Source organism: Brevibacterium sediminis (genome assembly GCF_024895295.1).
GTDB classification, from domain to species: Bacteria; Actinomycetota; Actinomycetes; order Actinomycetales; family Brevibacteriaceae; genus Brevibacterium; species Brevibacterium sediminis.
On record NZ_JAHQRN010000007.1, the window covers coordinates 167,685 to 193,001 of the forward strand.

At 65.0% G+C, this 25,317-nt stretch carries 22 protein-coding genes; 5 read left to right on the top strand and 17 right to left on the bottom strand.

Annotated features, from left to right (window positions below):
- The first annotated feature begins 64 nt into the window (after window positions 1-64).
- Window positions 65-940, top strand: coding sequence for a LysR family transcriptional regulator (locus tag KTJ89_RS16020; protein ID WP_259358450.1), 876 nt, complete (start codon window positions 65-67; stop codon window positions 938-940).
- 90 nt (window positions 941-1,030) lie between these two features.
- On the opposite strand, the gene KTJ89_RS16025 is transcribed toward KTJ89_RS16020, so the two are convergent.
- The 7 genes from KTJ89_RS16025 to rpmB all read right to left on the bottom strand — a co-directional run bounded on the left by KTJ89_RS16025 (window position 1,031) and on the right by rpmB (window position 7,096).
- Window positions 1,031-1,777, bottom strand: a complete 747-nt coding sequence (locus KTJ89_RS16025) for a 3-hydroxybutyrate dehydrogenase (RefSeq protein ID WP_259358451.1) — start codon at window positions 1,775-1,777, stop codon at window positions 1,031-1,033.
- A 193-nt stretch (window positions 1,778-1,970) separates the two neighbouring features.
- Window positions 1,971-3,329, bottom strand: coding sequence for an MFS transporter (locus tag KTJ89_RS16030; RefSeq protein ID WP_139467449.1), 1,359 nt, complete (start codon window positions 3,327-3,329; stop codon window positions 1,971-1,973).
- A gap of 399 nt (window positions 3,330-3,728) precedes the next feature.
- A complete protein-coding gene (locus tag KTJ89_RS16035; protein WP_259358452.1) occupies window positions 3,729-5,786 on the bottom strand; it encodes a bifunctional copper resistance protein CopD/cytochrome c oxidase assembly protein in 2,058 nt (685 codons plus the stop codon).
- A 237-nt stretch (window positions 5,787-6,023) separates the two neighbouring features.
- Entirely contained in the window at window positions 6,024-6,311 is a 288-nt protein-coding gene (locus KTJ89_RS16040) for an HU family DNA-binding protein (RefSeq protein ID WP_025779153.1), read from the bottom strand.
- Between the two features lie 69 nt (window positions 6,312-6,380).
- Window positions 6,381-6,686, bottom strand: a complete 306-nt coding sequence (gene rpsN / locus KTJ89_RS16045; RefSeq protein WP_025779151.1) for a 30S ribosomal protein S14 — start codon at window positions 6,684-6,686, stop codon at window positions 6,381-6,383.
- A 6-nt stretch (window positions 6,687-6,692) separates the two neighbouring features.
- The gene (rpmG, locus tag KTJ89_RS16050; protein WP_039211931.1) at window positions 6,693-6,860 is read right to left on the bottom strand and encodes a 50S ribosomal protein L33; all 168 of its coding nucleotides are present in this window, start codon (window positions 6,858-6,860) and stop codon (window positions 6,693-6,695) included.
- On the bottom strand, window positions 6,860-7,096 hold the full coding sequence (gene rpmB, locus KTJ89_RS16055; protein ID WP_025779147.1) for a 50S ribosomal protein L28: 237 nt from the start codon (window positions 7,094-7,096) through the stop codon (window positions 6,860-6,862). Before rpmB ends, rpmG begins: the two co-directional genes overlap by 1 nt.
- 586 nt (window positions 7,097-7,682) lie before the next feature.
- On the opposite strand from rpmB, the gene KTJ89_RS16060 reads away from it, so the two are divergent.
- The gene (locus KTJ89_RS16060) at window positions 7,683-8,642 is read left to right on the top strand and encodes a protein kinase (RefSeq protein WP_259358453.1); all 960 of its coding nucleotides are present in this window, start codon (window positions 7,683-7,685) and stop codon (window positions 8,640-8,642) included.
- A 244-nt stretch (window positions 8,643-8,886) separates the two neighbouring features.
- Here the strand turns inward: KTJ89_RS16060 and KTJ89_RS16065 are convergent, their stop codons facing one another.
- From KTJ89_RS16065 to KTJ89_RS16090, 6 genes are all read right to left on the bottom strand, one after another.
- Entirely contained in the window at window positions 8,887-10,299 is a 1,413-nt protein-coding gene (locus KTJ89_RS16065) for a dihydrolipoamide acetyltransferase family protein (protein ID WP_259358454.1), read from the bottom strand.
- Between the two features lie 18 nt (window positions 10,300-10,317).
- Window positions 10,318-11,295: an alpha-ketoacid dehydrogenase subunit beta gene (locus KTJ89_RS16070; protein WP_139467455.1), complete on the bottom strand. Its 978-nt coding sequence runs from the start codon at window positions 11,293-11,295 to the stop codon at window positions 10,318-10,320.
- A complete protein-coding gene (pdhA, locus tag KTJ89_RS16075; RefSeq protein ID WP_169253557.1) occupies window positions 11,295-12,449 on the bottom strand; it encodes a pyruvate dehydrogenase (acetyl-transferring) E1 component subunit alpha in 1,155 nt (384 codons plus the stop codon). Before pdhA ends, KTJ89_RS16070 begins: the two co-directional genes overlap by 1 nt.
- 466 nt (window positions 12,450-12,915) lie before the next feature.
- Window positions 12,916-14,433: a hypothetical protein gene (locus KTJ89_RS16080; RefSeq protein WP_259358455.1), complete on the bottom strand. Its 1,518-nt coding sequence runs from the start codon at window positions 14,431-14,433 to the stop codon at window positions 12,916-12,918.
- 130 nt (window positions 14,434-14,563) lie between these two features.
- Window positions 14,564-15,295 carry a hypothetical protein gene (locus KTJ89_RS16085; protein ID WP_259358456.1) on the bottom strand — a complete coding sequence of 244 codons (732 nt, stop codon included), beginning with the start codon at window positions 15,293-15,295 and terminating at the stop codon, window positions 14,564-14,566.
- Complete coding sequence (locus tag KTJ89_RS16090) at window positions 15,292-15,537, bottom strand: hypothetical protein (RefSeq protein ID WP_139909343.1); 246 nt, start codon at window positions 15,535-15,537, stop codon at window positions 15,292-15,294. Before KTJ89_RS16090 ends, KTJ89_RS16085 begins: the two co-directional genes overlap by 4 nt.
- A 252-nt stretch (window positions 15,538-15,789) precedes the next feature.
- On the opposite strand from KTJ89_RS16090, the gene purB reads away from it, so the two are divergent.
- Window positions 15,790-17,223 (top strand): adenylosuccinate lyase, encoded by a 1,434-nt coding sequence (gene purB / locus KTJ89_RS16095; protein ID WP_139909344.1) that lies wholly within the window; start codon window positions 15,790-15,792, stop codon window positions 17,221-17,223.
- A gap of 159 nt (window positions 17,224-17,382) precedes the next feature.
- Here purB and KTJ89_RS16100 read toward each other — a convergent pair whose 3' ends face one another.
- Entirely contained in the window at window positions 17,383-18,189 is an 807-nt protein-coding gene (locus KTJ89_RS16100) for a transcriptional regulator (RefSeq protein ID WP_139909345.1), read from the bottom strand.
- A 214-nt stretch (window positions 18,190-18,403) separates the two neighbouring features.
- Window positions 18,404-19,783: an MFS transporter gene (locus KTJ89_RS16105; protein ID WP_259358457.1), complete on the bottom strand. Its 1,380-nt coding sequence runs from the start codon at window positions 19,781-19,783 to the stop codon at window positions 18,404-18,406.
- A gap of 193 nt (window positions 19,784-19,976) precedes the next feature.
- Between KTJ89_RS16105 and KTJ89_RS16110 the strand changes: the two genes are divergently transcribed.
- Window positions 19,977-20,861 carry an alpha/beta hydrolase family protein gene (locus tag KTJ89_RS16110; RefSeq protein WP_139467463.1) on the top strand — a complete coding sequence of 295 codons (885 nt, stop codon included), beginning with the start codon at window positions 19,977-19,979 and terminating at the stop codon, window positions 20,859-20,861.
- A gap of 149 nt (window positions 20,862-21,010) precedes the next feature.
- Here KTJ89_RS16110 and KTJ89_RS16115 read toward each other — a convergent pair whose 3' ends face one another.
- Together KTJ89_RS16115 and KTJ89_RS16120 are read right to left on the bottom strand one after the other, a co-directional pair.
- Entirely contained in the window at window positions 21,011-22,387 is a 1,377-nt protein-coding gene (locus tag KTJ89_RS16115; protein ID WP_259358485.1) for a D-arabinono-1,4-lactone oxidase, read from the bottom strand.
- Window positions 22,388-22,392: 5 nt separating this feature from the next.
- Entirely contained in the window at window positions 22,393-23,655 is a 1,263-nt protein-coding gene (locus KTJ89_RS16120; RefSeq protein WP_259358458.1) for an amino acid deaminase/aldolase, read from the bottom strand.
- Between the two features lie 49 nt (window positions 23,656-23,704).
- Between KTJ89_RS16120 and KTJ89_RS16125 the strand changes: the two genes are divergently transcribed.
- Window positions 23,705-25,306: a succinic semialdehyde dehydrogenase gene (locus tag KTJ89_RS16125; RefSeq protein WP_259358459.1), complete on the top strand. Its 1,602-nt coding sequence runs from the start codon at window positions 23,705-23,707 to the stop codon at window positions 25,304-25,306.
- The last annotated feature ends 11 nt before the right edge of the window (window positions 25,307-25,317 follow it).

A 25,317-nucleotide genomic window follows, 5' to 3' on the forward strand; every position in this document is an offset into this window, starting at 1 on the left:
CGGCGGGGAGCCTCACCTCTTCCGCACCGGTTATGTGCGCGTACGCAGATAGAATGGGGCCACTATGGCTTCCTATGCACCTGGCAGTTCCGGTCCGCAGATCGCCCCCGAGGATCTGCTGACTCTGCTCGCCGTCGCCCGGCTGGGGAAGTTCACGGCCGCGGCACACAGCCTCGGCCTCAACCACACGACCGTGTCCAGACGCATCGCCGCGCTTGAGAAGGCGTACGGCGATCGCGTGCTCGTGGCCTCGCCCGACGGGTGGGAGCTCAGCGCCGCCGGGCGTCAGCTGCTGCCGATCGCCGAGGACATCGAGGCCGCTCTGGGGCGCATCGATGCGCATTCGAATTCCGCTCTGTCCGGAACGATCCGGCTGGCGTGCCCGCAGGCCTTCGCCCTTGAGTACGCCGTTCCGGCGCTTACCGAACTGCAGGAGCAGCACCCGGGACTGCAGATCGAACTGATCACCGCTACGCAGCGGGCCCGGCAGTATCGGTCGGGCGTCGATATCGAAATCGTCGTGGGACGTCCGGATGCCCCGCGCTCGATCGCCAAGCACATCCGCGACTACCGGCTCCAGCTCTACGCTTCGCAGGATTACATCGCCTCGCATCCGATGCCGCAGACGCTGGATGATCTGGCCGACCACCGGATGGTCTACTACATCGAGAATTCGCTGCGGGTCGATGATCTCGACGAGGCGGCCGACGCACTTCCGCGCGGGAAGGGATTCTTCCGGTCTACCTCGGTGCATGCGCATGTGCTCGCGACCTCGCACGGTGCCGGGATCGGCATCCTGCCCGACTTCCTCGCCCACGGAAACTCCCGCTTGGTGCAGGTGCTGCCCGAGCTGTTCTCCAAGCAGGTGTCGTATTGGGCCTCGGTCCGCCACGAGTCCCTGCGCAACGCCGGAGTCCGCAAAGTCCTAGAATCCCTCTAATTGCTACCTGACGGCGGCCCAGCTACCTCGCGCGAGGTTGCTGGGCCGCCGTCAGGTAGTTCTGGGAGGGGGAGCGAGATGCTGGAGAGTTCAGGCGGCCACCCAGCCGCCGTCGATGCTGTGAGCGCTGCCGTTGATGACTGCGGCATGGTCCCCTGCCAGGAAGGTCGCGATCGCCGCGACGTCCTCGGGTTCGGCGAGCTTGGGCACCGCGGAATGGCCGAGGAAGACCTGCTCGAGGACCTCGTCCTCGCTGATGCCGTGAGTCTTCGCCTGATCGGCGATCTGTCCCTTCACCAGTGGCGTGAGCACGTAGCCGGGGTTGATCGCATTGCACGTCACTCCGTGCGGGCCGGCCTCGAGCGCAGTCGTCTTCGTCAGTCCCATGAGACCGTGCTTGGCCGCGACGTACGCGGACTTGTTCGCCGAGGCCCGCAGACCGTGGACGGAGGAGAGGTTGATGATGCGCCCCCAACCGCGTTCGTACATCTTCGGCAGCACCGCCTTCGTGAGCACGAACGGCGCTTCGAGCATGAGCGTATTGATCAGCCGCCAGTCCTCGAGCGGAAACTCCGTGATCGGGTGGATCCGCTGGATGCCGGCGTTGTTGACGAGGATGTCGACGTCGAGCTCGGTGCCGTCCAGCGCCGAGGTGTCCGCCAGGTTGACTGCCCACGCTTCACCGCCGAACTCGTCGGCGACGGCCTGTGCCGAGTCGGCGTCGACATCGGCGACGATGACAGAAGCACCGGCCCGTGCGAACGACTGAGCGATCGCTTTTCCGAGCCCGGATGCTCCGCCGGTGACGAGGGCGCGTTTGCCGGTGAGGTCTCCCATGAGATGTGCCTTTCGTGGTTCGAGTCTGTCGTACGTGTCCATCTTCCACCCTGCGGAGGCCGAGGAATCATCGAGGTGGGCGCCGAGGCGGCTGCCGAGCGTAGGTCGCAGTCCGACAGGTGAGGTCGGCGCCAGGCAAAGGGGCGGTGCCGATATTCACCGACACCGCCCCTCACCGGGTCACCATCCGGCCTCAGCTGGCCGTGGCGACTCCGCGGCGCACCTTGTCTGCATGGTCGAGCGAGCGCAGGTCGATCCCCTTGGTCTCGCGGGTGAACATGAGTGCGATGAACGAGATGATCGCAGCGGCCAGCAGGTAGAGTGCGATCGGCACCGAGGAGCCGAAGGCGTCGAGCAGTGCGGTGGCGATGATCGGCGCGAAGGATCCAGCGACGATGGCCGTCACCTGGTAGCCGGTCGAGACGCCCGAGTTGCGCATGCGGGTCGGGAACATCTCGGACATGATCGCCGGCTGGCCCGCGTACATCAGTGCGTGGAAGACGAGACCGATGAGGAGGGCGAGGAAGATCATGCCGGCACTGCCGGTGTCGTACATCGGGAAGGCGAAGAAGCCCCAGGTCGCGGTCAGGATGATGCCCACGGCGTAGGGCATCTTGCGTCCGATCCGGTCGGTGGCGGCACCGACGAGCGGAACGAGGACTGCGTGGATCGCATGGGCGCCGAGGAGGAGGCCGAGGATCTCGGCGGATTCGATCTTCACCTGCGTGGCGAGGTAGGTGATCGAGAAGGTCACCACGAGGTAGTAGTGGATGTTCTCGACGAAGCGCAGGCCCATCGCGGCGAAGACCTCACGCGGGTAGCGCTTGAATACGGCCTTGATGCCGTAGTCTACGCCTTCTTCGATCTCCTCGGCCTGAACCTCGTCGAAGATCGGCGCATCGGAGACTCGGGTGCGGATGTAGTAGCCGATGAGGACGATGACGGCCGAGAGCCAGAACGAAATGCGCCAGCCCCACGACAGGAAGTGCTCTTCGGTCAGCGTTGCAGTGAGAACGAAGAGAACCGCGGTGGCCAGCAGGTTGCCCAAGGGCACGCCGGACTGCGGGAATGATGCCCAGAAACCGCGCTCCTTGTTCGGAGCGTGCTCGGCCACGAGGAGGACAGCTCCGCCCCATTCGCCGCCGACTGCGAAGCCCTGGACCACACGCAGCAGCACGAGCAGGATCGGAGCGAGGTAGCCGATCTGGTCGAAGGTCGGCAGACAGCCCATGAGGAACGTGGCCACACCGACGAGGACGATCGAGAGCTGCAGCAGCTTCTTGCGTCCGTACTTGTCGCCGAAGTGACCGAAGACGATGCCGCCGACGGGGCGGGCGATGAATCCGACTGCGTAGGTGGCGAAGCCTGCCAGGATCGGCGTCAGCGGATTGTCGGAAGGCGGGAACAGAATGTGGTTGAACACCAGCGTGGCGGCCGAACCGTAGAGGAAGAACTCGTACCATTCGACGACCGTTCCGGCCATCGAGGCAGCGACGACCTTGCGCAGCTGAGCGCGGATCGACTTCCTCTCAGCATTGTTCTGAGAACTCATGGGACTCCTTCGTTTCCACAATCCGCGTCACCGTTGAATGCGCGAATAGGCTTGCTCCGGCGCCGACCGGCTGACAGCCCGGGGCACTCAGACCGCATCGGTGCGGCCGGTGTACCCCTGCTTCAGCGCAGTGTTTCGGGCGCTTGGATATTTCTCATCCAAGGATCAGTGTGCGCCACGTTACGGAGTTTTTGGTAACGACCTGGCCATAATCCGAGAATTTCCGGTGCACATTCGTGCACAGCGGTTGTGCAGCAGTCAGCTGAGACTGCTGCGAGCTCGCAAGGCCCATTGCGGCGCGAATCGTCCCTGCGCGTCAGGCCAGCTCCCCCGCGTCTGATCACCACGCCGGCCATCGAGGTACCACCGCAGTCAGCGCATGGAGCACAACCCCGAAACTCACCGTCGGCGCGGAGGCGCCTTCGCATCGCGTTCGGCCATCGAGGCGAGCATCGCATTGTAGGCGCGCAGCTCGGCGTCGTCGGTGCGGTCTTCGCTGCGGTCGATGCGCTTGGCCTCCCGGTCCGAGGACTTCGCCCATTGGACGCAGACCATGATCGCGATGAACAGGGTCGGGAATTCGCCGATGCCCCACGCGATGGAACCGCCGAGCTGCTGGTCGTCGATCGCCGTGTAGCCCCATCCTGCGCCGACGTTGCCGAACCAGTCTCCGGCGATCAGGACGTTCGAACTCATGATCGAAATGCCGAAGAAGGCGTGGAAGGCCATCGTCACCAACAGCATCACGAGCCGCATCGGGAAGACAGGGCGCTTGACGCCCGGATCGATGCCGATGAGGGCTTGGGCGAACAGGTACCCGGCGCCGAGGAAGTGCGCGATCATCAGTTCGTGCCCGATATGAGTATCGAGCGCGTAGTACATGATTCCCGAGTAGTAGAAGACGACCAGCGAACCCGCGAAGTTCACACTCGCCACGATCGGGTGCGCGAAGAAGCGCAGGTACGGAGTATGGACGAGCCAGAGCACCCATTCGCGCAGGCCTTCGGACCCGTCCGTGCGCGCCTTCGTTCCGCGCATGAGCATCGTGATCGGTGCGCCGAGCACGAGCGGCAGGGGTACGACCATGACCAGGAGCATGTGCTCGATCATGTGCGCGGAGAACTGCACCTCGCCGTAGACCCGGGGTCCGCCCGAGGTGACGTAGACGAGGAAGACCATGCCCACCAGCCAACTGATGAGGCGCAGCACCGGCCATTTGTCGCCTCGGCGGCGGAGGTTGATGAACGCCACGACGTAGGCGATCGAGGCGCCCGCTGCGATCGCGATCCACAGCGGATCCATCGACCATTCGCTGAAGTAGCGGGACAGATTCGGCTTCGGCGGCAGCGGATCACCGGTGAGGATCTCGGCCGGGGTGGGGTCGCCCACCGGCTCCTGCGGCACGGGCGGCTGTGACCGGGCCAAGGCCACGGCCATTCCCATCGTGACCCCGAAGAGGATGAATTCGACGGTGATGAGGCGCCAGAATTCCACTGTCGCCGAGGCGGCTGTGCCCAAGCGTGAAATGACGAACTGACGGTGCCAGAATCCGATCAGACCGAGCAGGACCGTCGCGAACGCCTTTGCGAGGATGACCTGCCCGTACGTGGTCATGAGGTCGTCGAAGCCCTGCACGCGCAGAAGCGAGTTGACGACTCCGGAGAAGACGATGAGGCCGAAGGCGATGAGGGCGATCGTCGAATACCGTTCGACGACCGGCTTGAGGTTCTTCGAAGCGGCCAGACGGGTGCCCAACAGGGCGATGACGAAGAGCCCACCGAGCCAGAGGACCGCGCCGAGGATGTGCAGACCGAGGCTGTTGACGGCCTGCGTGTGCCCGGAGGCCTCTGCGGAGTGGCCCATCAGAGCCAAGGGGAGGATCACGGCGACGCTGAGCACTCCGGCGGCGGCGATGCCGATATGGGAGCGGGTGCCGAAGCACAGGGTCGAGGCGACAGCGATGAGGACGACGATGAGCACCCACAGCTGCCCGTAGGCGATCTGAGTGACGAACACGCCGAGTTGGTTCGAGAAGTCGAGATAGGCCTGGGCGCCCACAGTATCGACGAATGAGAAGACGAGCACGGCGACCGCAGACAGCGTCCACACGACCGAGGAGTATTCGGCAATCTGAATGGCCTTCGTCCACAGCGGGTCGAGAGGCACGTCATCGTCCGTGGCCTTGTGCCGGCGGGCGCGACCGCCAGCCGTGCGCGGGAGGATGAGGACGGCGAACATGAGGGCGCCGACGGTCAGCGACATCGCAATATTGAAGACGAACTTCGCTGCGGGAAGACCGAAACGAACGACAGAGCCGGGGTCGTTGAGCAGAGTCGGGTTGGCTGCTCCGGTGAAGAAGAGTGCGGCCAGACCGGCGATCACCCCGAGGAAGACGACGATGGGCACCGTGGCACGTTGCACGAACCGTGTGATCGGCTCGAAACCTGTAGAACTCACTGCGTGCGGACCGCCCCTTCTGACATGACCCAAGGATATCGTTCGGCGTCGCCGCACTGCCAACCGGGAGATCTCTTCGTGGTCGAGATCTCGGGGAGCCGCCTCGGCGAGGATGTATTCAGTCGTACGGGACGACGATCGTCCCTGTTCGAAGGCGGTCTGAGACGCTTGAAGACGCTCAGAGACAGCAAACGGCCCGGATCATACGATCCGGGCCATTCGACGCTGCTGCGTTGATCAGTTCGGGCTGCCAGCGGCACCCTTCAGCTTCGAACCAGCGGACAGCTTCACGGAGTAGCCGGCCTTGATCTGGATCTCTTCACCGGTCTGCGGGTTGCGACCCTTGCGAGCGGCACGCTCGGTGCGCTCAACGGAGAGCCAGCCGGGGATGGTGAGCTTTTCGCCCTTGGCCACGACGTCGGAGAAGACATCGAAGACACCATCGAGCACGTCCGAGACCTGCTTCTGGGTCAGGCCGGACTTCTCGGCAACTTCTGCAACGAGCTCACTGCGGTTCTTAGCCATAAAAGTGTCCTCCTTAGGACAAGTCGGTAGGTCACCGGTCCGTTTTTCCGATGACGAACTTCCTCGAGATTACCAGCTCGACTTGGTAACGCCGGGCAACTCGCCGTTGTGTGCCATTTCGCGGAAGCGAACTCGCGAGAGTCCGAACTTCCGGAGGTAGCCACGCGGACGACCATCCACCTGGTCGCGGTTGCGAACGCGAACCGGCGAAGCATCGCGGGGAAGCTTCTGCAGTGCGAGGCGTGCTTCCTCGCGCTGCTCATCGGTGGAATCGGGGTGGGTCAGCTGACGCTTGAGAGTCGCGCGGCGCTCTGCATAGCGTTCAACGATGACGCGACGCTGCTTGTCTTTTGCGATCTTTGACTTCTTAGCCATGTGCGCTCAGCGCTCCTCTCGGAAATCGACGTGCTTGCGGACTACGGGATCGTACTTCTTGAGCACGATGCGGTCCGGGGTGTTGCGGCGGTTCTTGCGGGTCACGTAGGTGAACCCGGTGCCGGCCGTCGACTTGAGCTTGATGATGGGACGAACATCCTGTGCCTTAGCCATCAGAGCTTCACTCCCTTGGCGATGAGTTCGTTGACCACAGCGTCGATTCCGCGAGCGTCAATGACCTTGATGCCCTTAGCGGACAGGGTCAGCGTGACGTTGCGGCGCAGCGACGGAACGTAGTAGCGCTTTTTCTGAATGTTCGGGTTGAAGCGGCGCTTCGTGCGGCGCTTCGAGTGGGACACGTTGTGTCCGAAACCGGGGACTGCCCCGGTTACCTGGCAGGTTGCTGCCATGTCTCTCCTCCAGTTCACAAGTTACCGACTCTCGAAACAAGCCCCTGCGGGATTGCACTTGCGTGCCCTCTCCGCTTGCTTGCGCCGATGTCGGAAGACATCAACAAATTTTCTCGACTGTTACCGTGAAAATTGTGTACGCCAAAACAGGTCTGCCCGTTCGGGCGAGATGTCTCACCAGCGCTGAAGCCGTAGCCTGTGAGAGATGGCCGAAGCTGGAGTGCAGCGGTGGGTGAGCACCATGTGTGTCCTAGCAGATCGATCGGTGACCTGCCCGCTACGACACAACAAGAATCAATCTTACTGAGATGCCGGGCCGGAGGGCAAATTCATCCTGGTTTCTGCGGTGGGGCCTTCGTCACTGAAATCGCCCGCGTGGAAGGGCTTGTACGGTCGTCATCGATGCCCGGAGGGACCTTTGTCGACGCCCGGAGGGACTTTCACAGCTGGGGCCAAGCCAACTCGGTGATTTCCGCAGTAGGCTTTCGTCGGCAACGCGTCCTGTCGGCGATCCTGTTGAACGACTGCTCGACTCGTGCCAAGGTAAGTAGATGATTGCCACCACATCTGGCATTCAGGAGGACTGATGAGCGACGTTCCACAGAGGCCGCGCATTCGTCCGGCGACTAGCGACGACTGGCACAAGGGTTCAGGTGAATCTGCTGGTCAGACCCCGTCGTACGGGAATGACGCGGAACGTTCGTCTGCCGATTTCGACAACTCGACCTACTACGAGTACCTCGAACGGCACACGGGGGAACAGTCGATCTCGAAAGCTCGCAGCGGCAATGTCTTCGCCCCTGCCGGACGCTCACCCTTCGATGACGCTCACTCTGCCGGTTCCCACCAGTATGTGAATTCTCAGCAGTCTCAGCAGCCTGCCGGCGGTGGTGCCGGCAATGGCGTCGGCGGCTCGACACAGAATGGAGCCCAGACTCCTCCTTCCCCACAGTTTCCGCCCACCGTCCAAGACGATTCTTCCTCGCGCAATGGTCTGAAGATCGCTGTCGTCATCATCGCCATACTCATGGTTCTGGCCTTGGTGGGATTCTTCGGTATCCGGTGGCTCGCGCCGTCCTCGGGAACCGTCCCTGTGGATGTCGGATCCAGCGAGCCGGCCAGCTCGTCGCCCAGCCCTTCGGATGACCTTGTCCAACCGACGAAGAGCCCGGAAGACCAGCTCGACGCCTATACCGAAGAAGGCACCGAGAAAGCCGCTGACCTCGAAGGTGAGTGGGTGACTCAGGTGAGCGCGAAGAACGTCGGCCTCAAGGCCGACGGCAAGACCTGGTCAGCGCAGGACATCCTCAACGAGTACGAGGCCAACAAGGTCAAGTACCCGGGCGCAATCCTCATCCACAGCGGCGACTGGGCCTCGTACAAGGACGGCAGCTACTGGGTCACGGTCGTCGACACCGGCTACAGCAATCCGGAGCAGGCCCTCGACCAGTGCCGCTCGTGGGGTCTCGACCGCAACCACTGCATCGCCAAGCGACTCGTCAAAGACGGCAGCCCCAAGGACAACAGCGCCTACCTCGACGGGTAGACCGCACCGTCGGACCGGCCCTGGCGTTTGAGAATCGGCTCCGCCCGTGCGCAGGGCGATCGTCACCGTCCTACTAACCGCTCACGGCCCCGTCTGAGTCAGATAGCCCAGATTTGAACATATGCTGTCTGCCTCGGACTGGGCCGCGACCATCCAAGAGAACAGAACGCCCCAGCCTCGCACTATGCGAAGCCGGGGCGCTCAAGTTCCCAGAGTCGGCTAGGAGCCGACGCCAAAACGAGAATCAGGCCAACATCAGAGTCGGGTCCTCCAGACCCCGGCCGACGTCGGCGAGGAACTTCGAGATGATCTCGCCGTCGACGACTCGATGATCGGCGCTGACCGACAGCGTGGTGACCTCACGCGGAACGATCTCGTCGCCCACCACCCACGGCTTCTTCCGGACCTGCCCGAATGCGAGGATCGCGGCCTCACCCGGATTGATGATCGGCGTACCGGCATCGACTCCGAAGACGCCGACATTCGTGATCGTGATCGTGCCCCCGGCCTGATCGGCCGGCGGTGTCTTGCCCGACCGCGCCAGAGCGGTGAGATCCTGTATGCCCTGCGCCAGTTCGCCCAGACCCATGGCCTGCGCGTTCTTGATGTTCGGCACGATCAGCCCGCGCGGAGTGGCGGCCGCGATGCCGAGGTTGACGTACTTCTTCACGACGATCTCGTCGCCGGAGAGGCACGAGTTGATCCGCGGGTTGCGTCCCACGGCCCACGCCACTGCCTTGGCGACGATGAGCAGCGGCGAGACCTTGACGTCCTCGCCCAGGAACTTCGTCGACTTCAGCCGGCGGACCATCGCCATCGTCTCGGTGACGTCGACGTCGAGGAACTCGGTGACGTGCGGCATCGTGAATGCCGAATCGACCATGGCCTTCGCCATCATCTTCGTCACGCCCTTGAACGGGATACGCTCTTCCAGCGCTCCCTGATCACTCGCCGAGGCGGCCGCCGGTGCCGTCGCACCCGACGTGGGAGCGGCGGTCCGGTTGGCGGCGGCGTGCACATCGTCGCGCGTGACGTCCCCGCGGGGCCCGGTCGGTGTCACCTGGGAGAGGTCGACCCCCAGATCCTTCGCGAGCTTCCGCACGGGCGGCTTCGCCAGCGGCTTGCTCGGTGAAGCGGGAGCCGAAGCGGACTGCGACTGCGCTGCCGGAGCAGGTGCCGACGCCGACTGTGCCTGGGCAGCTGAGGCAACCGGGGCAGCTGACGCTGCGGGAGCGGCGCCAGCGGCGGGAGCGGGGACGGAAGCGCCCTTCCGCGGACGCCGCTTCGACGACGTCTCCTTCGCTCCATAACCGACGAGAGTGGCTCCGCCGTCGGCATCACCGGAGGCATCGACCGACTTCTCAGCCGAACCGGAAGCCGGCGCATCAGCGGAGGCGGGGGCCGCCTCGGTGTTGGCATCATCTCCGCCGAACCGGATGATCGGGGTGCCGACCTCGATGGTCTGGCCCTCCTCGACAAGGAGCGCACCGACGGTGCCGGCCTGCGGACTGGGCAGCTCGACGAGCGATTTCGCGGTCTCGATCTCAACGAGAATCTGGTTGACGGTGACAGTGTCGCCGGGGGCGACCTTCCACGCGACGATGTCGGCCTCGGTCAGGCCCTCACCGACGTCGGGAAGAGGAAATTCGAATGACATTCTTGACTCTCCTCGAAATCAGTAGGACAGGGCCCGATCGACACCATCGAAGATGCGATCGAGGTCGGGCAGGTAGTGCTCTTCCATCCGCGAACCGGGGTACGGGGTGTGGTAGCCGCCGACCCGGATGACCGGGGCTTCGAGGTTGAAGAAGCAGCGTTCGGTGATGCGCGCGGCGATCTCCGAACCCAGCCCCAGGAAGGTCGGTGCCTCATGGGCGACGACCAGTCGGCCGGTCTTCGTCACGGACTTCTCGATCGCGGTGAAGTCGATCGGGTTGAGGCTGCGCAGGTCGATGAGTTCGACGCTCTTGCCTTCCTCGGCGGCCGCGGTGACCACGTCCTGCGCGGTCGGCACCAGCGGGCCGTAGGCGACGAGGGTGACGTCGGTGCCTTCGGACACGACGCGGGCGTCATGCATGCCCAGCTCGCCTCGGGCCGACGTGTCGACGTCCCCGCGCATCCAGTAGCGGCGCTTGGGTTCGAAGAACATCACCGGATCCTCGCTCTTGATTGCGTCCTGGATCATCCAGTACGCGTCATGAGCGTTCGACGGGGATATGAGCCGCAGTCCCGCATGGTGGGCGAACACGGTCTCGGGGCTCTCCGAATGGTGCTCGGGTGAGCCGATGCCGCCGCCGTAGGGCACGCGGATGACCAACGGGATGTTCTCTTTGCCCAGGGTGCGGTTGTACAGCTTCGCCACCTGGGTGACGATCTGGTCATAGGCCGGGAAGATGAACGCGTCGAACTGGATCTCGATGACGGGACGGTAGCCGCGGATGGCCATGCCGATCGAGGTGCCGACGATGCCGGATTCGGCCAGCGGGGCATCGATGACACGCTGCGGACCGAAGTCCTTCTGCAGACCCTCGGTGACGCGGAAGACGCCGCCGAGTTTGCCGATGTCCTCGCCGATGAGGACGACCTTCGGGTCGTCCTCCATGGCCTTGCGCATTCCGGCGGTGATCGCCTTCGAGAGGGGAAGTTTCTCCATCAGGCCTCACCCGCATCGGCGAACGAGGCCTGGTATGCCAGGAATTCGGCACGTTCCTCGTCGACGAGGGAGTGGGGTTCCGCGGTGACATGGGCGAACATCTCGACGCCGTCGGGGTTCTCCATGGTCATGCAGTTGTGGCGGATGCGGGCGGCGAGTGTGTCGGCCTCGGCGTCCACCTCGGCGAAGAATTCGTCGCTGGTCTCGGTGTGCTTGTCCAGGTAGGCCTTGAGGCGGGTGATCGGGTCGCGGTCCTCCCAGATCTCCTCTTCGGCCTTGTCGCGGTACTTCGTCGGATCATCGGCCGTGGTGTGGGCGCCGCGACGATAGGTGAAGGCTTCGATGAGCATCGGGCCGTGGCCGGCGCGCACGGAGTCGAGGCTGGCGCGGGCCACGGAGTACATCGCGATGATGTCGTTGCCGTCGACGCGGATGCCGGGGACTCCGAATCCTTCGCCGCGGGTCGACAGCGGGGCTGCGGACTGGACGTGAGTGGGTTCGGAGATGGCCCACTGGTTGTTCTGGCAGAAGAACAGAACTGGGGCGTGGAAGGCTCCGGCGAAGGTCAGTGCTTCGGAGACGTCGCCCTGCGAGGTCGCACCATCGCCGAAGCAGGCGATGGAGACAGTGTCGCGTTCGATGTCGCCGGTGCCGACGTCGCCGTCCATGGAGATGCCCATGGCGTAGCCGGTGGCGTGCAGGGCCTGCGAGCCGATGACGATGGTGTAGGTGTGGAAGCGGTGCTCCTGCGGATCCCAGCCGCCGTGGTTCTGACCGCGGAAGATGCTGAGCAGGGTTTCGGGTTCGACACCGCGGGTGTAGGCGAGGCCGTGTTCGCGGTAGGTGGGGAAGACGAAGTCTTGGGGGCGAGCGGCCCGTCCCATGCCGATCTGGGCTGCTTCCTGTCCGAACAGAGGTGCCCACAGGCCCAACTGTCCCTGACGCTGCAGAGCAGCTCCTTCGGCGTCGATGCGGCGGACCAGGACCATATCCCGGTAGAAGCCGCGCAGATCCTCATCGGTGAGTTCTGCGGCGAAGGCATCGTACTCACCGGATTCGACGCGGTTTCCGTCTTCGGTGAGCATCTGGATCATTCTGGGCTCCGAGGACTGACTGTGGGCAGCGCCGGTTCCCACTGAAATGTTGGAGGTCATTTCAGTTCTCCTTTGTTCGAGGTCCATCTTCACCGGAGGTGACCAGCGGTGGACCGTGTCCGTCGGGCAGGCCCTCGGATGTGAGAACTCGCCCTCGAGTGATCTGATTCACAGGTGATATCACAATACCGAATCCACTCACTGCTTGCCACTCTCCCCATGCGGTTCGAGTATCAAAAGTGCAGGTCAGGAACAGACTATGGCCCGAGCTCGACACATGTGGCCGAGTTCCAAAGCGTTCCGTGGACAATTGTCGATCACGGCAGAGATGCTCCATCGTCCGACCAATGCACATCCGAGCACCGAGGCGGCCCTTCTTCGGGAAGACGTGTGCAGGATTCGCACGATCCCATCGCTCGCCGGGGCGGCCCATCCTCGGGAGATCGAGTGCAGGTCCCATGAGCTCCGTTGGTACACCGGGGTGTCCCATCGTTTCGATGCCGAGTGCCGTTCCGCGAAACCGAGTTCAATGACGTCTGCGCTTGCCCTGGTAGTCGCGCGTCTTCGCAAGGTCTCCGGTGAAGAAGCCTGAGTTCTTCGAGGTGAAGCGGTCGATTGCGGAATTCCCGCCCTTCAGCAGCAGTCCGATCGAGGCCGCGTAGGCGACGGAGGAGTGCGCTGCCCCGGCCGAGGCGAACATCGCATCGAGTTCGGCATCGGTCTTGTCCGCCAGTTCGGGGACCTTGCGCAGTTCGTCGGGGTCGTAGTCGACGGCGATCGTCGACCAGTTCTTCGTCGCCGGGTTCTCATTGCCGTCGAGATCGGGGACGAGGTCCTGTTCGTGCTCGATCGAAAGCACGTCGATTCCCGAATCAATGGCGAAATCGGAGACCGGAGCACCGACCGTCATCAGGGCAGTGACGTTGACATCGTCGAGGAACGCGGGGTCCGCGGCCAGAGAGCCTGCGGTGATTCCTCCCTGCGAATAGCCGACGAGCATGACCTCGGCGCCGCGGCCGATCCCGGCATCGGCGATCGCCTGGCGCACCATTTCGCGCATCACGGTGTCGTTGCCGGCCATGCCCTGCACGTTGGTCGTCAGGTCCGTCGTATTGTCACCCGACTTCGGAGACCAGTCGGTGGTGGCGGGGACGTAGACGATATAGCGGGTCGTCCCATCGGGTCCGACGACCTCCTCGATGCGGACCTGTCCGGAATCGGCTCCGCGGTGGCAGTTCGCTTCGCGGGAGAAGAGGTCTTCGACGTCACGCGGCGGTTCTTTGTGCGGAGCAGTCAGCCCTTTCGCCCTCCATACCTCGACATCCGAAGGCAGCAGCAGTCCGAACGCGTTCGCACCTGCCAGGACCCAGATCGTCATCGACGTCGAGTCGTGCGGCCAGAACGCGTGATCGCCTTCGGAGTCGAGGATGAAGGGAGGCAGCCCGAAGAATCCGACGACGAAGCCCGGCAGCACATGCTCGATGACGGCCCCGGTGACGTCGGACTGTTCGAACGCGAACGTGATCAGCGCCTCCTTCGCTTTCGCCTTCGTCTTGCCCAGGTCGATGCCGAACTGCTTGGTGATGACATCGTCGAGTCCGGTGACGTCGAGGATCTTCGTGACCACGACGACCTGGGCGCCGACGACGAGCGCGACGGGAATGATGACGGGCAGGCTGAGCGCGATGATGCGACCGGTCGCGTACCCGAGAGCGTCGAGCAGTCCGCCGAAGACTTCGCTGATGCCCTTCTCCGCCTGCCGGTAGGCGAAGGCAGCGGCTCGAACGGCGAGCAGTGTGGCCTCGAGTTCGAGCACCGAGGCGGTCAGCTGGGCGTGGAACCGGATCCGGCAGGCATCGAGGTTGAGCGCCGTCGCCGGGGCGGGGACCTGGGTGAGCAGGGTCGCGAGGTCGAAGTCTCCGACAGCGGCGTCGATGGACAGATCGCCGATATCGGCGATGACGCTCTGCAGTGCGTCTCCGCTGCCGTCGGCGCGTTCGTCGACGGTGATCCGCCCGCCTCCGCGGGTCGTCGAGTCGATCATCGCGGGTCTCCTCTCATGCCCCGGTCGCTGCCGCCCTCATGCCCCGGTCTCTGCCGGTCGCTGGTGCCACGAGCCCACGGGGCCGCGAACTCCCGGTCGTCAGCCGCTGCCGCCGTCAGTGCTGACTTCGTCAACTCGGAGCTCCTGCCGTCAGCGTCCGCGTGAGCACGGCGCTCAGCAGCTTTCGCACCGCTGATTCGCCGGCGTCGACGTCATCGTCGACGGTGACGGAGTGGCCGGCGCGCTCGATGACCGGCCGGAACCATGCCCCGCCCTCTCGGCGGAGGAATTCCAGTCCTGTCGCACCCCGTCCGGACGCCCAGCTGAGCGTGAGCACACAGTCCTGGTCGACGAGCTCGGTGAGATCCTCGACGACGTGCCCGATCCGTCCCGGCTCGATCCGGCGCAGCAGCTGGTGCCGCGCGAAGTCTTCGAGTCCCTCCCCCTGCAACGCGAGGATCGCATGCGCGATCCCCGGCCCCAGGCACAGTGCCAGGTGGAGGGTTTCGACTCCCGATGACACGACGACGCTGATGCGCGTGCGCACCCGGTTGAGTTCGGAGGCGAAGCCGCGCAGCCATGCGGTGAGCACATCGAGGTCCCGTTTCGCGCCCCCACTGCCCTCGCCCATTCCCGAGGGCGCGGCGCCAGTCCCCGAACCTGCGGCCGCAGTCCCTGCGGCTGCATTGGATCTTTCCTCCTCCGCCGAGGCGGCTCGGGAGTCCCGGTCGACCCGGCGAGGGAGCAGATCGGGCGGCCAAAGACGACGCAGCCGTTCGGGCAGTCTGCTGATCCGGTCGAGGTCGACGACGATCCAACTGTCGATGTCGGCGCCCTCACGTTCGGTGGGGTGAGTGTTCACAGCTGGATCCGCCCGCCCACCGACACGACCTGCAGGTGGAGGTCATACGCCTCGGCGAGCTTCTCCGCCCTCTCCCCCAACTCGTCGATCGATTCTGCGCACGAGGCCACTCGGTCATCGAGCAGCGCTCCCGCCGGGGAATCCCATCCGTCGATCTGGCGGCAGCTCTGCGCCAGGGAGTGCAGCACCTCCGCTCGCCGCCTCCACTGCTCACGATTGCGCTCCAATTCGTCAGTGATCATGACTCTGCCCTCCCGCCTGCCTGTTCGGCATCCGTGCCCGAATCACTCGACCGTAGGCGGCAGCGGCTCGAGCAGAGAAGCCTCGATTCCAAGGCTGGGGAAGAGCCTTGAGCATCCACAGGGCACAGGCGTCGAAGTCGCCACCGAATCCACAAGGGGCGATGCTCGAGTCTCGTGGTCCCGCCGGCGCCTGGCGATCGGTCGGCGCGGACGGGTGCCGCTCCGATTCGCCGCTCATGAGAAAATGAGGGCATGCCGACTGTTTCCCTTGCCGAAATCTCGCCCGCCATCGCTCTCGGACCGCTTGATGGTCGCTACCGCAAAGACACCGCTGACCTCGTCGATCACCTCTCCGAGGCGGCGCTCAACCGCAACCGCATCATCGTTGAGATCGAATGGTTCATCCACCTCGCACAGAACTCGGTGATCGAGGGCGTTCGCACCCTCACCCCCGATGAGATCGACGGACTGCGTGCCTTCGCCGCCGACTTCGACGCCGACACCATCGCCACGCTGGCCGCTCATGAAGCCGTCACCGTCCATGACGTCAAGGCCGTCGAATACACAATCAAAGAAGCCCTAGTGACGATCGGCGCCGAGGACCTCGGCGAGCTCGTCCACTTCTGCTGCACGTCCGAAGACATCAACAACCTGTCCTGGGCGCTCGGCATCAAGGGTGCCACCGAACAGGTGTGGCTGCCGAGAGCGAAGGCCCTCATCGACGCTCTCGCCGAGTCCGCCGCGGAAGTGGCCGAAGTTCCGATGCTCGCCCACACCCACGGTCAGCCGGCCACTCCGACGACGATGGGCAAGGAGCTCGCGGTCTTCATCCACCGCCTGCGTCGTCAGTACGAACGCATCGCCGCCACAGAGTTCCTCGGCAAGATCAACGGCGCCACGGGCACCTATTCGGCCCATCTGGCCGCTGTGCCGGGAGCGGATTGGCCGCAGATCGCCCGCACCTTCGTCGAAGACCGTCTCGGGCTGACCTTCAACTCGCTGACCACGCAGATCGAGTCCCACGACTGGAACTCCGAGCTGTTCGCCGATATCGCTCGGTTCAACCGGATCGCACACAACCTGGCCACCGATATGTGGACCTACATCTCGATGAACTACTTCAAACAGATCCCCGTCGCCGGTGCGACCGGTTCGTCGACGATGCCGCACAAGGTCAACCCGATCCGCTTCGAGAACGCCGAAGCGAACCTCGAACTCTCCTGCGCCCTGCTCGACTCCCTCGGCTCAACGCTGATCACCTCGCGGATGCAGCGCGACCTCACCGACTCGACCTCGCAGCGCAATATCGGCGTCGCCTACGGCCACTCGGTCCTCGCGCTCAACAACCTGGTCAAGGGCCTCGGTGCGCTCACCATCAACGAGGAGGCTCTGGCCGCCGACCTCGACGGCAACTGGGAGGTCCTCGGTGAAGCCGTCCAGTCGGTCATGCGTGCCGCCGGACTGCAGGGCGTGCCGGGAATGGACAACCCGTACGAAACGCTCAAGGAACTCACTCGCGGCAAGCGCATCAACCAAGCTGATCTGCAGACGTTCGTCGACGGTCTCGGACTGCCCGAGGAGCGTGCCGAACTGCTCAAGGCCCTCACGCCCGCCACCTACACCGGTGTCGCGGCTCAGCTCGCCGAGTCCGAGGTCTCGGACTGGAAGGCCTTCAGCGAAGGCTGATCTCAGGGCCTGACAACGCCTCGAGGCCGGTCTCCGAATTCGGAGACCGGCCTCGATGTGCATTTCCCTGGTCGGCCGACGCCGCCCTGACTCAGGCTTGGCGGGTCGCAGCCACATGACTCACGGTTCGCAGCCGCCCTCGCGAGTCAGCCTCGAGAGTCAGACGGAGGGGATGTCGAAGGTCGTCGTGAACTCCGGGACCTTCTCGTCGGTTCCCAGCACCTTGCCGGGTCCGCGTTCATAGCGGATCGTGTAGGCGTCCTGCTTCTCGTTCGGAACATAGGCGAGCCAGCCCTGGTGGGTTCCGCCGTCTCGGCGTCTGACGTCTTCGAAGGGCTCGTAGCCAGCAGCTCGCATTTCGGCTTCGAGGCCGTCGGTCTGGTCGTATCGGTAGTCCGCCCCGCCGTCTTCGGAGATCTTGAATGCTCCGGACTGGATGAGTCCGCTGTATTTCTGCCCTGGGGTGATTTTGACTTCGAGGAGGACGACTTCGCCCCCGAGTTCGATCGCCGATGCCCTCTTGGACGACTCGAAGTTCCGCACCGCAGAGAGCACCTCGATCTTGTCCTGCATCTCCGGATCCTCGAAGCTTTCGCCGATGCTGACCTGCCCCTGGCTGCCGGACGACGCTCCCGAGTCCGAACCCGTGGACCCGGCAGCCGACGAGGTCGACGACGAGGAGCCCGAGGTCGACTGATCGGAACTCGTGTCCTGACCGCCGGTCTGGTCCTGTCCGGCCTGTTCCTGGCCGTTCTGGTCGGCACTCGACTCCTGACCGTTCTGGTCGCCCTGACCCTGAGCGTTCTGATCCTGGTCGCCCTGATCCTGAGCGTCGGCATTCGACTGCTCTCCGCTCTGGCTCTGTTCGGGCTGGACGGCCTGGCTGATGAGCGAGCAGCCCGAGAAGGCGAGTGTGCAGCTGAGCAGGGCCGCAGCGGTGAAGGTGGCACGCTTCATGCGTTTCATGATGACTCCTTGATCGGTCTCTCGCACCCGGGAGTCGTTCGCCCGAATGCGTGTTCTGAAACCAACCTATGAGTTCATCGAGCGCGAGATGTGCGCAGAGTGTGGCAGAACGGCAACGTCCGTCACCGATCCGCCGCAGCCCCCGAAGAGTCTCACTCCGCGAGGCGTCGGTGTGCCGCTTTGAGCGGGTCGCACGAATTCCCCGGCCACATTCTCAAGCGGGCACGAGATGCTTGTCCGCGTCCACCTCGGCGAGGGTCTTCTTGCCCATGCTGCGGGCGAGGATGAGAGTCGGGACTCCAGCGACGACGATGACGACGGTGGCGTAGATCGCCGGTGCCAGAGTGATGCCGGTCGACGACATGAGTGCCGTGGCGATGAGCGGCGAGAGACCGCCGAAGAGGACGGTGGCGACGTTGTAGCCGATCGCCATGCCGGAGAAACGGCTCGTGCCGGTGAACTGCTCGGGCACCATAGCGGCGGCCACCGCGCTCCACCCGGCGGCGGGAATTGCGAGGAACGCAACACCGAACACCGCCCCACTCGAGGAGCTGCCGCCCAGCAGAGCGTATGCGGGAATGATCGTGAACACGAAGACAGCCATGAGAACGGCCAGGGCGGGTTTGCGCCCGAACTTGTCGGAGGCCAGGCCGAAGAACGGAGTGACGACGATGGCGACGACGGCCGCGACCGTGCCCAGGGCCAGGGAGCCGGAGTTCGGAACCTTCGCCACCTCTTCGATGTACGTGGGCACATAGGTGATGTTGAGGAAGTAGCTGACCGAGCCGATCGAGGAGATGAGGAAGGCCACGAGGATCGCCCGCGGCTGTTCGAGGATCGCAGTGATGAGCGGGGAGCGCTCGAGGGCCGTGTCCTTCGTGCCCTTCTTCTCCTTCTCTGCCTGCTGCAGCCGTTTGAAGGTCTCGGTCTCCTCCATCATCGACCGCAGCGGAACCATGAGGATGGCGAGCACAGCACCGAGGACGAACAGCAGCCGCCAACCCCAGGAGTCCATTGCCTCGGGGCTGAGCGTATTCGCCAGCAGCGCACCGGACCCCACCGCCAAGAGGGCGCCGACCTCGCTGTTGGCCGCAGCCCAGCTGGCCGCCAATCCGCGCTTTCCCGGTCCCGCCGATTCCATGAGGAAGACCATGATTCCCGTGTATTCCGCGCCGACGGAGAATCCGGACAGGCAGCGCAGGGCGACCATGAGCACGCCTGCCCAGATGCCGATCGTGTCGTAGTTCGGGATCACCGCGATCCCGAGCATGGAGATCGCCATGAGGACCGCGGAGATGATGAGCGTCGATCGTCGCCCGATCCGATCACCGAGGTGGCCGAAGACCATCGCGCCCAAGGGCCGGAAGAGGAATCCCGCCGCGCCGACCCCGAGGGTCAGCAGCAGAGAATCCGTCTGATCGCCGAAGAACTCCTTGGTCAGGGTCGTGGCGACATAGAAGAAGATCGAGAAGTCGTACCATTCGACGACGGTGCCGAATGCGGCGACGAACATCGACCTGCGCCGGCCTCTCTCCCGCTCGCGGCTGGTCGCCTGAGTGGGTGATGCGGGATGGTTCCGATCCGACGCGGTCATTCCCCGATCGTACCAGCACGCTCGGACATGGGAACCCGCAAAGGACTTCGGCGAAATCCTGCCGAGGATTACGGCGGGGACGGGCCGGGGGCTGCAGCGGGAGGGCGCCGAACACGCCGGCACGGAGGGCAACGACCAGAATTATATTACCGACTAGTAGCATCCTGGCGTCGTGGTGATTACGCTGAAGCATATGGACTCACTTCTCAAACAGGACGTACGCATCCCGGTGCCGAGCCGGTACGGATCCAACGACCTCGAGGGACATCTCTTCCTCCCCACGGCCGACCCCCGTGCGGTGCTGACGATCCACCCGGCGACCGCGACTCCGGAGCGCTTCTACTTCTCCTTCGCCGAGGCGGCCGCCGCGAGAGGGTTCGCCGTGATCACCTACGGCTTCCGCGGCGTCGGCGATCGAACGGAAGCTCGCGCACATCGGCACATCCGCATGCGCGACTGGATCTCCGAAGATGTGGCGGCAGCGGGTGCCTGGGCGGAGGAGAGATTTACTGATCTGCCGCATACGGCGTTGGGCCACAGCGTCGGCGGGCACGCTCTGCTCCTGGGATACGGCGGTCAGCGCCTGAGTGGAATCGCCACGGTCGCCACAGCGATGGTGGCGGCGCGCCAAATCGCACCCCGCAGCGAGCGATTTCGGGTGGAAGTCGGCCTCGGCGTCTTCGGCAGAGCGATCACTCGGGTGTTCGGGTACATGCCAGGCAGCCGAGTGGGACTCGGTGAGGACATTCCCGCTGCCGCTCTCTACGAGTGGACGAAATGGCTGCGCCGCCCCCACTTCTTCTTCGACGACCCGAGCTTCGATGCCGAGGCGCGAGCCTCCCGACTGCGCACACCTGTGCTCGCCATCGGCACCTCAGACGATCCTTGGGCGACGCAGGCGTTCATCGATGCGATCACCGACCGGCTGCGACTGGCCCCGGTGACTCGTCGCACCTTCGCCCCGGAGGAGCTCGGGGTGAAGAGCATCGGACATCACGGCCTGATGCGCAGATCGACCGCCGAGGCCGCCTGGCCGGAGATCCTCGACTGGCTCGACGCGCGAGCAGCCGAAGAATAGGTCACTACCGGAGCTCTTCCGCGCCCAGAAATATCCGATTGCGACCACTTCTCGACCGCCAGTATCCGTTTGCGACCACTTCTCGGCTGACCGGCTTTCAACTGCGGGCGACGCCGAACACTCTCAGCCGCGGATGACGTCGAACGACCTCAGCCGCGGGCGACGCCGAACAGCGAGTCGGTGAAGCGATTGCCGAACATGGCCTCCGGATCCAGTCGAGCCCGCAGATCGCAGAAGTCCGCGAATCGCGGATAGAGCTCGGGCAGGTCAGCGGCCGTACGAGTGTGGATCTTGCCCCAGTGAGGTCGTCCGCCGTGCCGGCACAGGATCTCCTCGACGACGCGGAAGTACTCGGCGAAGTCCTCTTTGATGAAGCGGTGGACGGCGATGTACATCGTCTCCCGCCCCGATGCCGTCGACAGGGGCACATCGTCGGCGGCGGCGCACCGAACCTCGAGGGGGAATGAGATCGCCCACCCCTTGGCCTCGATGACGTCTCTGATCTCCCGAATCGCCTCGGACCCAGCGTCGAAGGGCAGCGCGTATTCCATCTCGTTGAACCGCACCCGCCGTGGGGTGACGAACACATCGTGACCAGGCGCCCGATACGTCCGGTCTGCCACGACGGACTGAGCGATCCGATTGATCGAGGGCACCACGGCCGGGACCTTGGCACCGAGCTCGACGGCCAGCCGCAGCGCCCCGTTCTCCACCACCTCTTTGTCGAGGAGGTTGAGCCACCGGTTGCGCACCCCCGCCTCGGCGAGGTGAACCGGCCCGGCCTGCCCAGGTTCGACCCGGGTGTTCGTCTTCGTCAGCACCGAATCGGTGTGCGGGAACCAGTAGAACTCGAAATGGTCTGCCCCGCGCATCCGCTCGGTGAGCCCATCGAGGAGCTCGTCGAATCCGGCGACCTTCTCCTCGGCGATGAGGTCGAAGGCAGGCACGCACTGGAGTTCGACCTCGGTGATGACTCCGAGGACGCCGAGGCTGACCCGTGCGAGGTCGAAGATCTCCGGTTCCGCCTCGGCCGACAGTTCCCGTACTTCGCCGTCGGGGCCCATGAGGCTCAGTCCGGTGACGGTCCCGGCGAACCCGGTGAACCCGATCCCGGTGCCGTGTGTGCTCGTCGAGATCGCACCGGCAAGGGCTTGCGGATTGACGTCACCCTGGTTCTCCAGGGCCAGGCCGAAGGGTGCGAGGAGGGCGGGAATGTCCCGCAGCCGGGTGCCGGCGTGGAAGCGGACCCGGCCGGCCGCCTCGTCGGCGGCGACGATCCCCGACAGTGCGTCGAGGCTGACCATGACGTCATTGCCGGCGGCCACGGGAGTGAACGAATGCCCGGCCCCGACGACCCGCAGACGGTCCCCGGCCGCTGCAGCGGCCGTGACGATTCCCGATAGCTCCTCCGCCGAGGCGGGACCCGAGAATGTGTGCGGATGTGCGTGGACGTGCCCGGCCCAGTTCCGGAACGCTCGTCGCTGCGCGGTCCGAGCGCGCGCTTGAGTGCTTCGGCCTCTGTTCATCGTGCTCACAGCACCAGTCCCTCTCCCCTGTATGTCGACCAGGTGTCGATGATCGTCGATCCCGAGACGACGAGGAATTCGTTGAAATGTTCGGCCAGTTCGCCTGCTTTCGCATGCCTGAACCACACGAGATCCCCGATGCGCAGCGATTCCGTGCCGGGCCCGGTCAGCGGAGTCTGCACCTCGCCGGGACCCTCGAGACCGGAGTACTCGAGGCCCGGCGGCCAGGCGATGGTCGGCAGCCGGTCGGAACCAGGAACCCCCGACGCGATGAATCCGCCTTTGAAGACCGTCACCCAGCCAGGGCCGGGTCTGCGCACGACGGGCGTGACGAAGTACGCGGCCGGCCGATGCCGAAAGTGCGTATAGCCGTCGAAGAGTCCCGGGGAGAAGAGGCCGGATCCGGCGGCGAGTTCGGTCAGAGTGCCCTCGACGGAGCTGGATTCGAACGAACCGGTCCCGCCGCCGTTGACGAATTCGAGGTCGGCAACCTCGCGGACTGCGGCGATGACGGCTGCTCGCCGTTCGGCGAGTTCGGTGATCGAGGCCTTCTGCATGGCGCGCACGATCGTCTGCCGCACCGAGCGACCGGCATCGGCGGTGCCGGCGATCTGCCCCTCGTAGAACATCATCCCGACGAGGTCGAAACCGGGCCGCGCCGCGACCTGCCGGGCAAGCGCGATGGCCGCTCGCCCGTCACGGATCGGCGAGCGCCTGGCCCCGATATGGACGCGGTCGCCCAACCAGGATTCGGCCGGTCGATAGGAGGAGTCGACGTCGATGCACACCCGCACCGAGGCGGCTCCCGCCTCGGTGAGGTTCTTCCCCTCCCCTGCCGGACCGGTCCCGTCCGAGGAGGACTTCCGCCCCGCCTCGGCGAGGTTCTCTCGGACGTCGTCGATGATGTCGAGGTGGTCCACGGAATCGATCATCAGGGTGATGTTCGTGCACGCTCCCGACTCGGCGAACATCCGACTCAGGGAAGCTCGGTCGAGGCTGGGATAGCCGATCACGATATCGCGGATGCCGCGGGCGTGGAGGAACAGCGCCTCGGGGACGGAATAGGCGAGCACCCCGGAAAATGCGGGATGGGCGAGCGCCCGGTCGATGGCGGCGGGCACGCGCAGCGACTTCGTGGCCAGGCGGATCGGCAGTCCGCGAGCCCGCTCGGCAAGGGCGTCGAGGTTCGCGTCGAAGGCGTCGAGATCAAGGACGGCGGTGGGTGCGCCGGTCCCCTTCAGCGCCCTCCGCAGATCACTCGAAACCATATTCGGTAGTCTAGCCTGCGATGACCTACGTCACAGAAAGAGGAAGCCGATGAGTACAGAGACCACCGCACGCACCTCCGAAGCAGACGCTGCCGGGACCCCTTCCGCGCATGTCACCGCGGCGCTGCGGGACTTCCTCGACACCGATCCGTACGCTGACGCCTCCGGCTCGGGCGAGGTAATGCGCGGAGTCGAGCCGTTCACCGGCCAGGAGGTCGACAGGTTCGCCCGGAACACTCCCGATGACATCGAAGCCGCTTACGCCACCGCGCGCATTGCCGGCGAGGCATGGGCCGCTCAGTCGGTCGAGCACCGAGCGAAGGTGCTCACCCGACTGCATTCCGCACTGGTCCGGAATGAGGATCTGCTCCTCGACATCATCCAGTACGAGACCGGCAAGGCCCGCATCCACGCCTATGACGAGATCCTCGATACCTTCAATGTGCTCCGCCACTACGGGGTGATGGCCGCCCGCTATCTGCGCCCCGAACGACGGCGCGGAGCCATCCCCGTGCTCACCCGCACCGAGGTCACCCGCGCCCCGCTGGGCGTGATCGGCTTCATCACACCATGGAACTACCCGCTGACCCTGGGGGCGACCGACCTGTTCGCCGCCCTGACCGCCGGCAATGCCGTCGTTCACAAACCCGACTCGACGACGACGCTGACCTCGGTGTTCATGCGCAGACTGGCGATCGCCGCCGGCCTGCCTGCCGAGGTCTGGCAGCTCGTACCCGGGCCCTCCGCCGAGGTCGGACCCGCGCTCATGGCCGGCGCCGACGGAATCTCGTTCACCGGGTCGACGGCCGCTGGGCGGTCGATCGCCGCCGAGGCGGGGCAGCGTCTGCTCCCCGCCGCGCTCGAGCTCGGAGGCAAGAATCCCCTGATCGTGGCCGCCGATGCGGATCTGGAGAAGGCCGTCGAGGGTGCCGTGCGCGGATCGTTCTCGTCGGCCGGGCAGCTGTGCATCTCCATCGAGCGCATCTACGTCCACGAGGACCTCTATGAGACCTTCTGCGCCCATTTCGCCGAGGCGGCCCGTGCCTACCGTCTCAGCGCCGCGTTCGAGTACGGCCCGGACATGGGCACCTTGGCGGGACCGAAGCAGCTCGAGACGATCACCAACCATGTCGAGCAGGCGCGCAGCGCCGGTGCCACGGTTCTCGCCGGTGGACACCCGGTGCCCGATCTCGGCCCCTACTTCTACGCCCCGACCGTGCTCACGGATGTTCCTCCTGAGGCGGAGCTGCATCGCGAGGAGACCTTCGGTCCCGTCGTCTCCGTCTATTCGGTGCCGTCGGATGCCGCGGCGATCGCTGCGGCCAATGACAGCGACTACGGACTCTCGGCATCGGTGTACTCACGCTCCCACGGGCGTGAGATCGCGCGGCAGGTCGAGGCCGGAATGGTCAACATCAACGAGGTCTACCCGGCCAGCTGGGGATCCATCGACGCACCAGCCGGCGGAGTCAAGGCCTCGGGAATGGGCCACCGGCACGGCCCTGAGGGCCTCTTTCAGTTCATGCACTCGCACACGATCGCGCAGCAGCGCCTCCACCCGATCGCACCGGCCGGCCCCCTCGACCAGGCGAAGTTCGCGAAGGCCATGACCGGGGCGCTGCAGGCCATGCGGTCCCTGCGCATGAAGTAGGCCGGCGAATA

Excerpts from the sequence above, each read along its gene's own strand:
- KTJ89_RS16115 (WP_259358485.1), bottom strand. The coding sequence starts at position 22,387 with ATGAACAGAGGCCGAAGCACTCAAGCGCGCGCTCGGACCGCGCAGCGA.
- KTJ89_RS16100 (WP_139909345.1), bottom strand. The coding sequence starts at position 18,189 with ATGAAACGCATGAAGCGTGCCACCTTCACCGCTGCGGCCCTGCTCAGC.
- rpmG (WP_039211931.1), bottom strand. The coding sequence starts at position 6,860 with ATGGCTAAGGCACAGGATGTTCGTCCCATCATCAAGCTCAAGTCGACG.
- KTJ89_RS16120 (WP_259358458.1), bottom strand. The coding sequence starts at position 23,655 with ATGGTTTCGAGTGATCTGCGGAGGGCGCTGAAGGGGACCGGCGCACCC.
- KTJ89_RS16110 (WP_139467463.1), top strand. The coding sequence starts at position 19,977 with ATGGACTCACTTCTCAAACAGGACGTACGCATCCCGGTGCCGAGCCGG.
- KTJ89_RS16090 (WP_139909343.1), bottom strand. The coding sequence starts at position 15,537 with ATGATCACTGACGAATTGGAGCGCAATCGTGAGCAGTGGAGGCGGCGA.
- rpmB (WP_025779147.1), bottom strand. The coding sequence starts at position 7,096 with ATGGCAGCAACCTGCCAGGTAACCGGGGCAGTCCCCGGTTTCGGACAC.
- KTJ89_RS16065 (WP_259358454.1), bottom strand. The coding sequence starts at position 10,299 with ATGTCATTCGAATTTCCTCTTCCCGACGTCGGTGAGGGCCTGACCGAG.
- KTJ89_RS16025 (WP_259358451.1), bottom strand. The coding sequence starts at position 1,777 with ATGGGAGACCTCACCGGCAAACGCGCCCTCGTCACCGGCGGAGCATCC.
- KTJ89_RS16070 (WP_139467455.1), bottom strand. The coding sequence starts at position 11,295 with ATGGAGAAACTTCCCCTCTCGAAGGCGATCACCGCCGGAATGCGCAAG.
- pdhA (WP_169253557.1), bottom strand. The coding sequence starts at position 12,449 with ATGACCTCCAACATTTCAGTGGGAACCGGCGCTGCCCACAGTCAGTCC.
- rpsN (WP_025779151.1), bottom strand. The coding sequence starts at position 6,686 with ATGGCTAAGAAGTCAAAGATCGCAAAAGACAAGCAGCGTCGCGTCATC.
- KTJ89_RS16105 (WP_259358457.1), bottom strand. The coding sequence starts at position 19,783 with ATGACCGCGTCGGATCGGAACCATCCCGCATCACCCACTCAGGCGACC.
- KTJ89_RS16080 (WP_259358455.1), bottom strand. The coding sequence starts at position 14,433 with ATGATCGACTCGACGACCCGCGGAGGCGGGCGGATCACCGTCGACGAA.
- KTJ89_RS16030 (WP_139467449.1), bottom strand. The coding sequence starts at position 3,329 with ATGAGTTCTCAGAACAATGCTGAGAGGAAGTCGATCCGCGCTCAGCTG.
- KTJ89_RS16060 (WP_259358453.1), top strand. The coding sequence starts at position 7,683 with ATGAGCGACGTTCCACAGAGGCCGCGCATTCGTCCGGCGACTAGCGAC.
- KTJ89_RS16020 (WP_259358450.1), top strand. The coding sequence starts at position 65 with ATGGCTTCCTATGCACCTGGCAGTTCCGGTCCGCAGATCGCCCCCGAG.
- KTJ89_RS16040 (WP_025779153.1), bottom strand. The coding sequence starts at position 6,311 with ATGGCTAAGAACCGCAGTGAGCTCGTTGCAGAAGTTGCCGAGAAGTCC.
- purB (WP_139909344.1), top strand. The coding sequence starts at position 15,790 with ATGCCGACTGTTTCCCTTGCCGAAATCTCGCCCGCCATCGCTCTCGGA.
- KTJ89_RS16125 (WP_259358459.1), top strand. The coding sequence starts at position 23,705 with ATGAGTACAGAGACCACCGCACGCACCTCCGAAGCAGACGCTGCCGGG.